Origin of the sequence: Serratia surfactantfaciens (assembly GCF_001642805.2) — a bacterium.
Classification (GTDB): Bacteria; Pseudomonadota; Gammaproteobacteria; order Enterobacterales; family Enterobacteriaceae; genus Serratia; species Serratia surfactantfaciens.
The window spans coordinates 2,902,266-2,914,414 of record NZ_CP016948.1 but is presented as its reverse complement, the minus strand read 5'-3'; the positions used below and the strand labels follow the sequence as shown (position 1 = coordinate 2,914,414).

Annotated in this window: 12 protein-coding genes; 11 read left to right on the top strand and 1 reads right to left on the bottom strand. The window is 59.9% G+C overall.

Translation table 11 applies throughout. The features are described from left to right. The first annotated feature begins 6 nt into the window (after positions 1-6). From nuoI to nuoN, 6 genes are all read left to right on the top strand, one after another. A complete protein-coding gene (nuoI, locus tag ATE40_RS13670) occupies positions 7-549 on the top strand; it encodes an NADH-quinone oxidoreductase subunit NuoI (RefSeq protein WP_025160170.1) in 543 nt (180 codons plus the stop codon). 13 nt (positions 550-562) lie between these two features. Further along, positions 563-1,120 (top strand): NADH-quinone oxidoreductase subunit J, encoded by a 558-nt coding sequence (gene nuoJ, locus ATE40_RS13665; RefSeq protein WP_019453717.1) that lies wholly within the window; start codon positions 563-565, stop codon positions 1,118-1,120. Beyond that, a complete protein-coding gene (gene nuoK, locus ATE40_RS13660) occupies positions 1,117-1,419 on the top strand; it encodes an NADH-quinone oxidoreductase subunit NuoK (RefSeq protein ID WP_004936014.1) in 303 nt (100 codons plus the stop codon). The genes nuoJ and nuoK overlap by 4 nt, the downstream gene beginning before the upstream one ends. Continuing rightward, the gene (gene nuoL, locus ATE40_RS13655; RefSeq protein WP_019453716.1) at positions 1,416-3,263 is read left to right on the top strand and encodes an NADH-quinone oxidoreductase subunit L; all 1,848 of its coding nucleotides are present in this window, start codon (positions 1,416-1,418) and stop codon (positions 3,261-3,263) included. The genes nuoK and nuoL overlap by 4 nt, the downstream gene beginning before the upstream one ends. 95 nt (positions 3,264-3,358) lie before the next feature. Continuing rightward, positions 3,359-4,888, top strand: a complete 1,530-nt coding sequence (nuoM, locus tag ATE40_RS13650; RefSeq protein ID WP_025160171.1) for an NADH-quinone oxidoreductase subunit M — start codon at positions 3,359-3,361, stop codon at positions 4,886-4,888. 6 nt (positions 4,889-4,894) lie between these two features. Further along, entirely contained in the window at positions 4,895-6,352 is a 1,458-nt protein-coding gene (gene nuoN / locus ATE40_RS13645) for an NADH-quinone oxidoreductase subunit NuoN (protein WP_004936000.1), read from the top strand. Positions 6,353-6,411: 59 nt separating this feature from the next. On the opposite strand, the gene ATE40_RS13640 is transcribed toward nuoN, so the two are convergent. Further along, entirely contained in the window at positions 6,412-7,287 is an 876-nt protein-coding gene (locus ATE40_RS13640; protein ID WP_063919781.1) for a LysR family transcriptional regulator, read from the bottom strand. Between the two features lie 271 nt (positions 7,288-7,558). Here ATE40_RS13640 and ATE40_RS13635 point away from each other — a divergent pair, with 271 nt between their 5' ends. The 5 genes from ATE40_RS13635 to elaB all read left to right on the top strand — a co-directional run bounded on the left by ATE40_RS13635 (position 7,559) and on the right by elaB (position 11,885). Continuing rightward, a complete protein-coding gene (locus tag ATE40_RS13635) occupies positions 7,559-8,794 on the top strand; it encodes an MFS transporter (RefSeq protein WP_063919780.1) in 1,236 nt (411 codons plus the stop codon). Positions 8,795-8,924: 130 nt separating this feature from the next. Then, positions 8,925-9,434, top strand: coding sequence for a DUF1097 domain-containing protein (locus tag ATE40_RS13630; RefSeq protein WP_019453712.1), 510 nt, complete (start codon positions 8,925-8,927; stop codon positions 9,432-9,434). Between the two features lie 239 nt (positions 9,435-9,673). Continuing rightward, the gene (idnO, locus tag ATE40_RS13625; RefSeq protein ID WP_019453711.1) at positions 9,674-10,438 is read left to right on the top strand and encodes a gluconate 5-dehydrogenase; all 765 of its coding nucleotides are present in this window, start codon (positions 9,674-9,676) and stop codon (positions 10,436-10,438) included. 22 nt (positions 10,439-10,460) lie between these two features. Continuing rightward, positions 10,461-11,492, top strand: a complete 1,032-nt coding sequence (gene idnD, locus ATE40_RS13620) for an L-idonate 5-dehydrogenase (RefSeq protein ID WP_063919779.1) — start codon at positions 10,461-10,463, stop codon at positions 11,490-11,492. A gap of 81 nt (positions 11,493-11,573) precedes the next feature. Then, complete coding sequence (gene elaB / locus ATE40_RS13615; protein ID WP_025160172.1) at positions 11,574-11,885, top strand: stress response protein ElaB; 312 nt, start codon at positions 11,574-11,576, stop codon at positions 11,883-11,885. Positions 11,886-12,149 lie beyond the last annotated feature (264 nt).

Sequence of the window (12,149 nt, the reverse complement as noted above, 5' to 3'; positions counted from 1 at the left end):
TAAACCATGACATTGAAAGAGTTAGTGGTTGGTTTCGGCACCCAGGTGCGCAGCATTTGGATGATTGGCATGCATGCCTTCGCCAAGCGCGAAACCCAGATGTATCCGGAAGAACCGGTTTACCTGCCGCCACGCTACCGCGGCCGCATCGTGCTGACGCGCGATCCGGACGGCGAAGAGCGCTGCGTTGCCTGTAACCTGTGTGCGGTTGCCTGCCCGGTCGGCTGTATCTCGCTGCAAAAAGCAGAACAGAAAGACGGCCGTTGGTATCCGGAGTTCTTCCGCATCAACTTCTCGCGCTGCATCTTCTGCGGCCTGTGCGAAGAGGCTTGCCCGACCACCGCTATCCAGCTGACGCCGGATTTCGAATTGGGTGAGTACAAGCGTCAGGATCTGGTGTACGAAAAAGAAGATCTGTTGATCTCGGGGCCGGGTAAATATCCGGAATATAACTTCTACCGGATGGCCGGTATGGCGATTGACGGCAAAGCCAAAGGCGAAGCCGAAAACGAAGCCAAACCGATCGACGTCAAAGGTCTGTTGCCCTAAGGAGCCAGCAAGCATGGAAATTGCATTTTACCTGGCAGGTTTGATTGCGGTGGCCGCGACGATTCGCGTGATCACCCATACCAACCCTGTGCATGCGCTGCTGTATCTGATCGTCTCGTTATTGGCGATCTCGGCAGTCTTCTTCTCGCTCGGCGCCTACTTTGCCGCCGCGTTGGAAATCATCGTTTATGCGGGCGCCATCATGGTGCTGTTCGTATTCGTGGTGATGATGCTGAACCTCGGCAACGTGCAGCAGCAAGAGCGCGACTGGATGAAGCCGACGGTGTGGATCGGGCCTGGCCTGTTGTCGCTGGCGTTGCTGGTGGTGCTGATTGTCGCTATTCGCAGCGTATCCGATCAGGGTATCAGCGGTGAGATGGTCGACGCGAAGGCGGTGGGCATCAGCCTGTTCGGTCCTTACGTATTGGCGGTTGAGCTGGCTTCAATGCTGCTGTTGGCGGGTCTGGTTGTCGCCTTCCATATCGGCCGTGAACACAAGCCTGGCGAGGTGCTGAGCAACGCGCCGGCGAGTGGCGAAATGGCGAGAAGAAAATCGGAGGAGCAAGCATGATCCCTCTTCAACACGGCCTGATCCTGGCGGCTATCCTGTTCGTGCTCGGGCTGACCGGGCTGCTGGTGCGCCGCAACCTGCTGTTTATGCTGATCAGCCTGGAAGTGATGATCAACGCTGCGGCGTTGGCGTTTATCGTGGCGGGAAGCTACTGGGGCCAGGCGGACGGGCAGGTGATGTACATCCTGGCGATCAGCCTGGCGGCAGCCGAGGCCAGTATCGGCCTGGCGCTGCTGCTGCAGCTCTACCGTCGTCGTCATACCCTGAATATTGATACTGTCAGTGAGATGCGCGGATGAACCTATTATATTTAACAATTCTGCTACCGCTGATCGGGTTCCTGCTGTTGGCATTTTCCCGCGGTCGTTGGTCTGAGAACACGGCGGCCACCGTCGGCGTGGGCTCTATCGGCCTGGCTGCGCTGGTCACGGTGTATGTGGCGATGGATTTCTTCGCCCAAAAAGCCGCCGGCGTGCAGCTGTTCGAACAAAGCCTGTGGACCTGGATGGCCGTCGGCAACTTCAATATCGGCGTGACCCTGGTGCTGGACGGCCTGTCGCTGACCATGCTGTCGGTGGTTACCGGCGTCGGCTTCTTCATCCACATGTTCGCTTCCTGGTACATGCGCGGTGAAGAGGGCTATTCGCGCTTCTTCGCCTACACCAACCTGTTTATCGCCAGCATGGTGGTCCTGGTGCTGGCGGACAACCTGTTGCTGATGTATCTGGGTTGGGAAGGCGTGGGCCTGTGCAGCTACCTGTTGATCGGTTTCTACTACAAAGATCCGGCCAACGGCGCGGCGGCGATGAAAGCCTTCATCGTCACCCGCGTGGGCGACGTGTTCCTGGCGTTCGCACTGTTCATCCTCTACAACGAGCTGGGCACGCTGAACATCCGCGAGCTGATGATCCTGGCGCCGCAGAAACTGGCGGTGGGCGATACCGCCATCACCTGGGCGACGCTGATGCTGCTGGGCGGCGCGGTCGGTAAATCGGCGCAGCTGCCGTTGCAAACCTGGCTGGCGGACGCGATGGCGGGCCCAACCCCGGTTTCCGCACTGATCCACGCGGCGACCATGGTGACCGCGGGCGTCTACCTGATTGCCCGCACGCACGGCCTGTTCCTGATGGCGCCGGAAGTGCTGCACCTGGTGGGCATCGTCGGTGCGGTCACTCTGCTGCTGGCCGGCTTCGCCGCGCTGGTGCAGACCGACATCAAGCGCGTGCTCGCTTACTCCACCATGAGCCAAATCGGTTACATGTTCCTGGCGCTGGGCGTGCAGGCATGGGACGCGGCGATCTTCCACCTGATGACCCACGCGTTCTTCAAGGCGCTGCTGTTCCTGTCGTCCGGTTCGGTGATCCTGGCCTGCCACCACGAGCAAAACATCTTCAAGATGGGCGGCCTGCGCAAGAGCATCCCGCTGGTGTACGTCTGCTTCCTGGTGGGTGGCGCGGCGCTGTCTGCGTTGCCGTTGGTCACGGCCGGCTTCTTCAGTAAGGACGAGATCCTGGCGGGCGCGATGGCCAACGGCCACATCAACCTGATGGTTGCCGGCCTGGTCGGTGCGTTCATGACTTCGCTGTACACCTTCCGTATGATTTTCATCGTGTTCCATGGCGAAGAGAAAATCAAAGCGCATGCCGGTAAAGGTATCACTCACCACCTGCCGCTGTTGGTTCTGCTGGTGCTGTCCACCTTCGTCGGCGCGATGATCGTGCCGCCGTTGCAGGGCGTGCTGCCGGATACGACCGAACTGGCGCACGGCAGCGTGCTGACGCTGGAAATCACCTCCGGCGTGGTGGCTATCGTCGGCATTCTGCTGGCGGCCGCGCTGTGGCTGGGCAAACGCAGCCTGGTCAACAGCATCGCCAACAGCGCGCCGGGTCGTTTCTTCTCGACCTGGTGGTTCCATGCCTGGGGCTTCGACTGGCTGTATGACAAAGTGTTCGTCAAGCCGTACCTGGGCATTGCGAAGCTGCTGCAGCGCGATCCGCTGAACTCGCTGATGAACCTGCCGGCCGTCTTCTCCCGTTGGGGGAACCGCGGTCTGACGGTGAGCGAGAACGGCCAGGTGCGTTGGTATATAGCGTCTATGGGTGTGGGTGCAGTGGTCGTATTGGCTCTGTTGATTTTGGTTTAATTGAATAATTTAAACAGACGCATTTTTCGGGCGTAGCGCCGGGCAGGCGCTACGTACAAAGTTTGAAATTATTCGTATAAGGGACACAAAACGCCATGCTATTACCTTGGCTAATTCTTATCCCCTTTATCGGCGGTCTGCTGTGCTGGCAGCTTGAGCGCTTCGGTACTAAGGTGCCGCGCTGGATAGCGCTGATCGCAATGGGGCTGACGTTGGCGCTCTCTCTGCAGCTGTGGATGCAGGGCGGCTATACATTGACCACGCCGAAAGGCATTCCGCAGTGGCAGAGCGAATTCCTGCTGCCGTGGATCCCGCGCTTCGGCATCTCCATCCACCTGGCGCTGGACGGTCTGTCGCTGCTGATGGTGGTGTTGACCGGTCTGCTGGGCGTGCTGGCGATCCTCTGTTCCTGGCGTGAAATCCAGAAGTATCAGGGCTTCTTCCACCTCAACCTGCTGTGGATCCTGGGCGGCGTTATCGGCGTGTTCCTCGCCATCGACATGTTCCTGTTCTTCTTCTTCTGGGAAATGATGTTGGTGCCGATGTACTTCCTGATCGCACTGTGGGGCCACAAGGCGTCGGACGGTAAAACCCGTATCACCGCGGCGACCAAGTTCTTCATCTACACCCAGGCCAGCGGTCTGGTGATGCTGATTGCGATCCTGGGCCTGGTGTTCGTGCACTACAACGCCACCGGCGTGTGGACCTTCGATTACGAAGACCTGCTGCAAACGCCGATGTCCCACAATGTGCAGTATGTGTTGATGCTGGGCTTCTTCATCGCCTTCGCGGTGAAAATGCCGGTGGTGCCACTGCACGGCTGGTTGCCGGACGCGCACAGCCAGGCACCGACCGCAGGTTCCGTCGACCTGGCGGGCATCTTGCTGAAAACCGCGGCCTACGGCCTGCTGCGTTTCAGCCTGCCGCTGTTCCCTGAGGCTTCGCACGAGTTCGCGCCAATCGCCATGTGGCTGGGCGTGGTCGGCATCTTCTACGGTGCCTGGATGGCGTTCGCGCAGACCGACATCAAGCGTCTTATCGCCTACACCTCGGTTTCGCACATGGGCTTCGTGCTGATCGCCATCTACACCGGCAGCCAGCTGGCTTACCAGGGCGCCGTGATCCAGATGATCGCGCACGGTCTGTCTGCCGCCGGTATGTTTATCATCTGCGGCCAGCTGTATGAGCGCCTGCATACCCGTGACATGCGTCAGATGGGTGGCCTGTGGGGGCGTATCAAGTTCATCCCTGCGCTGTCGCTGTTCTTCGCCGTGGCTACGCTGGGGATGCCGGGCACCGGTAACTTCGTCGGCGAATTCATGATTCTGTTCGGCAGCTACCAGGTGGTGCCGGTGATCACCGTGATCTCCACTTTCGGCCTGGTGTTCGCTTCGGTTTACTCGCTGATCATGATGCAGCGCGCTTATTACGGTGCGCCTAAGTCTGACCAGCCGCTGCAGGGCATGACCGCGCGCGAGCTGTTCATCATTCTGCTGCTGGTGGTGTTGCTGGTTCTGCTGGGGGTTTACCCGCAGCCGATTCTGGATACTTCCAACGCGGCGATGAGCAACGTGCAACACTGGTTTGGTTCGTCAGTTTCAGCAATTTCAACAACAAGGCCGTAATTCGCCATGACAATAACTCCTCAACAACTGATCGCACTGCTGCCGCTGTTGATCGTCGGATTGACGGTGGTGGTTGTGATGCTAGGCATTGCGTGGCGACGCGACCACTTTATCAACGCCACCCTGACCGTGATCGGTCTCAACCTGGCGCTGCTTTCGCTGTACTTTGTCGGCCAGGCAGGCCCAATGGACGTCACCCCGCTGCTGCGGGTTGACGGTTACTCGATGTTCTACACCGGGCTGGTGCTGCTGGCGAGTCTGGCGACCTGCACCTTCGCCTATCCGTGGCTGGTCGGCTATCCGGATAACCGCGAAGAGTTCTACCTGCTGGTGCTGATCGCCGCCCTGGGCGGCATCCTGCTGGCGAGCGCCAACCACCTGGCTTCGCTGTTCATCGGCATTGAGCTTATCTCACTGCCGCTGTTCGGCCTGGTGGGCTACGCCTATCGCCAGAAGCGCCCGTTGGAAGCCGCCATCAAATACATGCTGCTGTCCGCCGCCGCTTCGTCGTTCCTGCTGTTCGGCATGGCGCTGCTGTATGCCGAGTCCGGCGATCTGTCGCTGGCCGGCCTCGGCAAGAGCCTGCAGGAAAACATGATGCACCAGCCGCTGATCCTGGCCGGCATGGGCATGATGATCGTCGGTCTGGGCTTCAAGCTGTCGCTGGTGCCGTTCCAACTGTGGACGCCGGACGTGTATCAGGGCGCGCCTGCGCCGGTCTCGACCTTCCTGGCGACCGCCAGCAAGATCGCGATCTTCGCGGTCGTGATGCGTCTGTTCCTGTATGCCCCGGCCGCCGACAACGAAGCGCTGCGCATGGTGCTGTCGATCATCGCGTTCTGCTCTATCTTGTTCGGTAACCTGATGGCTATCAGCCAGACCAACATCAAGCGTCTGCTGGGCTACTCGTCCATCGCTCACCTGGGCTACCTGCTGGTGGCGCTGATTGCGGTGCAAACCCACCAGCTGTCGCTGGAAACCGCCGGCGTTTACCTGGCCGGTTATCTGTTCAGCAGCCTGGGCGCCTTCGGCGTAGTCAGCCTGATGTCCAGCCCGTACCGCGGCCCGGATGCGGATTCGCTGTTCTCTTACCGTGGCCTGTTCTGGCATAAGCCAATCTTGTCCGCGGTGATGACGGTGATGATGCTGTCGCTGGCCGGTATCCCGATGACGCTGGGCTTTATCGGTAAGTTCTTCGTGATCGCGATGGGCGTCAGCGCGCACCTGTGGTGGCTGACCGGCGCAGTTGTGGTAGGCAGCGCCATCGGCCTGTATTACTACCTGCGCGTGACCGTCAGCCTGTTCCTCAGCGCGCCGGAATCACTGCAGCGTGATACCCCGAACAACTGGGCGTTGACCGCCGGCGGCGTCGTGGTGCTGATCTCCGCCGCGCTGGTGCTGCTGCTGGGCGTCTACCCGCAGCCGCTGATTTCGCTGGTGCAGATGGCGCAGCCGACGTTCTGATAACGCTTCAGACGGCAAAAAGGTCGCTTCGGCGACCTTTTTTTATGGGGAAACGGCACTCAGCTGTAATGAGCACTAAACGATGCTTCCAGCGCCTGCACTACCGCGCGCACGCGGGCGGCGCGCTGTATGTCGGGATGCAGCACCAGCCAGATATCCACCCAGTCTTTGTTTTCCGGGAACAGGCGCACCAGCTCAGGGTCTTTGTCCGCCAGGAACGCGGAGAGCAGGCCGATGCCCAGCCCGCTGCGGGCGGCGGAACGCAACAGCAGCTGCGAATTGCATTGCAGCACCACGTTGGGAGCGTGCAGCGTTTCACCGCAGAAATCGCTCCAGTGGCGCGGCACCAGTTCACGCGGGAACATCAGCAGATCGTGCCCGCGCAGCTGCTCACCTTTGGCCGGCATGCCGCGCTGCGCCAGGTAGCGCCGGCTGGCGTACAGCCCCATCTCGATGGTGGCCAGCCGCTTGATGATCAGCTCATCGTCATCGGGGCGGGCACCGCGGATCGCCAGGTCCGCGCCGTGATAAGAGATGTCGGCGATGTTCAGCGCCGTCAACAGCGTGATGGTGATGGCCGGATAGCGTTGCCGCAGATCTTGCAGCGCCGGCATCACGAAGGCTTCGGCCAGGGTATCGGTGGTGGCGATGCGCACGTTGCCGCACAGGCTTTCGTCGCCGCTGGCGGCTTTGCGGCCGATCGCCTGCACCGCATTTTCCATCTTCATCACGTCCGCCAACATGGATTCGCCCAGCGGGCTGAGGGAGAAGGATTTCGGCGTGCGGATAAACAGCTTCGAACCCAGTGAACTTTCCAGCGCGGAGATGCGGCGGCCTACGGTCGCCTGATCCACCTGCAGCTGATTGGCGGCTTTGCGAAGCGTGCCGCAGCGCGCGACGGCCAAAAAGAAGCGCGCGTCGTCCCAATTCATCATGCCATTTCCTTTTCGCGGGTTGGCCGGCGCTGTAAAGCACAGGCCGGGCGAACGATAGTGGTTTCCATCATAAAGCGTTGTCCAGCCTGTAGGGAGAGAAAGACGTTAACGGCTTGCCCATCGGCGGTTATTTCTCCAGTGATGCAAGAATGAATCACCCTGATGCATTCTTGATGATATTTCGGCTGCTGCTGTAACGCTATGATAAGCGCCGTTCCCGGGCTGACCGGGCGATGGCAGGCCGCCGCCTGCCGATTTTGGGAGTTGAAGCATGTCAGAAAATACCGCCCTTCAGGATGCGGCGCCGAAAAATATGCAGACGTCGCACACGGCCATTTTACTGTTCCTGGCGCTGGCGTTGATGTCGGCATTGCTGAACAGCAGCGCTCCGACGCCGCTTTACCCGTTGTATCAGCAGCAGCTTGCGCTGAGTTCCGTCAGTCTGACGGTCGTTTACGGCGCCTATGCCGCCGGCGTGTTGATCTCGCTGTTCGGCGTCGGCAATCTGGCCGGCAAGGTGAAGGACTTGCGCAGCATGATCGTGCCGGCATTGCTGGTGGTGTTGAGCGGTGCGTTGCTGTTCGCCTGGGCCGATACCTTCGCCATGATGCTCATGGCGCGACTGCTGGCCGGGGTAGGCACCGGGGCGCTGACCGGCGCGGCGAACATCGCGCTGGTGCGGTTTGGGCCGCGCGACGGCGGCAAAAACGCGGCTCTGATCGCCACGCTGTCGTTCACTACCGGGTTGGCGCTGGGGCCGATCTTCAGCGGCATCGCCTTGCAAACCGGTTTTCATCCCACGACGCTGCCGTTCGTTCTTATCATGGCCATTGCCGCCATTGCTGCGCTGGGCGTAATGCTGTGGTGGCCGCGCGGTGTGGTCGCGGCGCCGGTTCGTTCTGCGTCGGCGGCGGCAGAAAAAGGCGCATTGCTCGCGGGGCTGCGCGCCACCGGCGCTAAATTCTTTGTTTGTGCCGGGGCGCTGTTTATCTGTTGGGCTCTGGCAGCCAGTATTTTAGCGATCGGCCCTGGCGTGGCGGAAACGCTGCTGGGGATGCACCAACGGGGCGTCTTTGGCTATGCGATTGCGGTTTATCTGCTGATTGCCGGCATTAGCCAGATCCTGAGCCGCCGCGTTAACGCTCGTCATTCGCTGCTGTTCGGTTGCCTGGCGCAGGTGCTGGCGGCAGCGGTGTTCGCTATGGCGATTCAGTGGCACTCTCTGGGGCTGGCGGCGGCGGGGCTGGTGGTGGCCGGCTATGCTTACGGCGCCATTTTCGTCGGCAGCGCGACGCTGGTGAACCTGATTTCGCCGCCGGCCAACCATGCGCGTTTGCTTTCTCTGTTTTACGTTATCGCTTATATCGCCAACTGGGTACCGATCTTGTTGGGCGTGGTGGTCGATCGCGTCGATCTGCGTCAGGCAACCCATTTACTGTTCCTGGGGAGCTCTGTGGTGTGCCTGTTGCTGGCATGGAAGACGACTCGTGTCGGGTTCCCTCGTTAATTGTTTTGTGATGAATGTCTATTTTTAATAATTAACGACTCTTTAATTACATTTATGATGTGATTTATGTCGCATAAATTGGCCTGTTTTCGGGTAAACTGCGCGCTTTCTTTTTGCCGCGGGTCACTTTATGAACGTTCTTTTCGCCATTGCCGTCACCACCGGGATCCTTTCCGGCGTGTGGGGATGGGTTGCCGTCAGTCTGGGCTTGATCAGCTGGGCCGGTTTTCTCGGCTGCACGGCGTATTTCGCCTGCCCGCAGGGCGGTCTGAAAGGGCTGTTGATCGGCGCGTTGACCTGCTGCAGCGGCGTCTTTTGGGCGATGATGATCATCCACGGCAGCGAACTGGCGCCGCAGTGGAGTCTGCTGGGGTATCTGCTGACCGGCGTCGTGGCGTTCCTGATGTGCATTCAGGCCAAACAGCAGTGGCTGGGGTTCGTGCCCGGTACCTTTATCGGCGCCTGTGCGACCTTCGCCGGCGGCGGCGATTGGCCGCTGGTGACGCTGTCCCTGCTGGTGGGTCTGCTGTTCGGCTATGCGATGAAAAACAGCGGCCTGTGGTGGGCGGCGCGCAGCGAAAAAGCCCGCGCCAAGCCGTCAATCAGCGCAAATGCCGGCTCAAACGGCGTCGCCGAGTGAGCGGCAGCCGCGCCGCTGTGCAACCGTATCCCCTGATAACAAGAGCGGTAATGTTGTTGAAAATTATCCATTTTAAATTGCACAGGTGTTGATTCCTCCCTCGCGGATTGCGTGAGATCACGTTAAGGGTAACAGGATTTCGTAACATGGTTTTCAGTGATTCCCATCACGTTTTTACCGGTAACAATCGGCTGAGATAGAGGCCTGTCCGATTGGAGGCCTGATGGCCGGGAATCATCATGAACAATTTGTTTTCACTGGATACCAAGACCGTTTTGATCACCGGCGCTTCACGCGGCATCGGTTTTCTGTTGGCGCGTGGCCTGGCGCAGCAAGGCGCGCATATTCTGATCAACGCCACCACCGAAGCGCATGCCCGCCACGCGGCCGAACGCCTGCGAGACGAAGGGCTGCGCGCTGATGCGGCGGCGTTCGACGTCACCGATTCTCAGGCGGTGCATGCCGCTATCGACCGTATCGAAGCGGACATCGGCGCGATAGACGTATTGATCAACAACGCCGGCATCCAGCGCCGCCACCCATTCACCGAGTTCCCGGAGCAAGACTGGGACGACATCATCGCCGTCAACCAGAAAGCGGTGTTTATCGTGTCGCAGACCGTAGCGCGCTACATGGTGCCGCGTCGACGCGGCAAAATAATCAACATTGGCTCGATGCAGAGCGAACTGGGGCGGGACACCATTACGCCTTATGCGGCGTCCAAGGGCGCGGTGAAAATGCTGACGCGCGGCATGTGCGTGGAACTGGCGCGTTACAATATTCAGGTCAACGGTATCGCCCCCGGCTATTTCAAAACCGAGATGACGCAGGCGCTGGCCGACGATCCGGCCTTTACCGCCTGGCTGACCCAACGTACGCCCGCCGCGCGCTGGGGCGATCCGCAGGAGCTGATCGGCGCGGCGGTGTTCCTGGCCGCTGACGCTTCCGCCTTCGTCAATGGGCAGTTGCTGTTTGTCGATGGCGGCATGTCCGCCGCGGTGTAACCTTGTTTCCGTGGAGCATGAGATGAAAATTCAAACCCAGTCCTGCGTGGTGAACGGCAAACGCGACGTGGCGGTGATTGCGCAAGAGGTGGAGTACCAGGGGGTGGGGACGCTGGTGAAAATCCGTCGCGGCGGCATCTGCGGTTCGGATCTGCATTACTTCCAGGAAGGTAAGGTCGGCAATTTTCAGGTGCGTCAGCCAATGGTGCTGGGCCATGAGGCGATCGGCGAGGTGATCGCCAGCGATTCACCGCAGCTGCCGGTCGGTCAGAAGGTGGCGCTCAATCCCAGTAAGCCCTGCGGGCAGTGCAGATATTGTCTGGCGGAGCAGAGCAATCAATGCGTCGGGATGCGTTTTTTCGGCAGCGCGATGTATTTTCCGCACGTCGACGGCGCTTTTACCCAATATAAAGTGGTGAGCAGCGCGCAGTGCATTCCCTACGGCGCCGATCGCGATGACAGGGTGATGGTGTTCGCCGAACCGTTGGCGGTGGCGATCCACGCAGCGCAACAGCCTGGCGGCGTGGCCGGGAAAAAGGTCTTTGTGTCCGGCGTCGGCCCGATCGGCTGTCTGCTGGTGACGGCGCTGAAGGCGCTGGGCGCCGCCGAGATAGTCTGCGCCGATCTCAGCCCGCGTTGCTTGGCGATTGCCGCTCAAATGGGCGCGGATCGGTGCCTGCATGCCGCGGATGACGATTTCAGCGATTATCTGCGAGACAAAGGCTATTTCGACTTCGCCTTCGAAGTGGCGGGGCATCCGCAGTCGCTGCAGCGCTGCCTGGAGATCACGCGCGCTAAAGGCACCGTGGTGCAGGTGGGCATGGGTGGCAGCTTCCCCGATTTTCCATTGATGTTGTTGATCGCCAAGGAGTTGAACCTGCTCGGTTCGTTCCGTTTCGTGGCGGAGTTCGCGCAGGCGGTGGAGTGGCTGGCCGACGGCGTGGTCGATCCGCTGCCGCTGCTGTCGGCCGAATTCGCCAGCGGGCAGTTGGCGCAGGCGCTGGAGTTTGCCGGCGATAAACGCCAGGCCGCCAAGGTGCAATTGGTGTTTTAGGGTAAAAGTCCGATGGCCGCGTCCGGCGATCCTTGTCTATAGTGTAGGAACGCTTAATTTTTCAACCACGGAGATCTCACTATGGCAAGACATACGGATGCTGAGCAAACTACGCTGGATGACGATCTGAGAATGCTGACCGAGACGCTGGAAGAAGTGCTGCAATACACCGGCGATCGCGCGGATCAGGCTTACGTCGACATCAAGTCGCACGCCGAGCAGGCGCTGAGTGAGGTCAAGGCGCGCTGGGCGAACACCGGCGAATCCTACTATGCGCGGGCCAAAGAGGCGGTACACCGCACCGACGACTACGTGCGGGATAAACCCTGGCACAGCGTGGGCATCGGCGCCACCGTCGGGTTGGTGCTGGGGTTGCTGCTGGCGCGAAAATAAATCCTGTGTGCGGGGCGGCGGTAAGCCGCTTCGTTTTTTTCTTCAGACTGTGTTCTTTCACACGCTTCATCCCGCTGTTTCTCCAATAGCTTTTCCTTATCCCGCCTATACTTCCCGCTAGCCGCCAAAGAGAGGCTATTCCCCTGGTTTTTGTATGGATGGATTGAGGCATTGTCGCTGCAAGTGTAAAGTGTCTGTGTCTTTATTGTTTGTTTTTTGTTCTTAATCAAATAATTATCTGATGTAAACACCCAGGGATATACG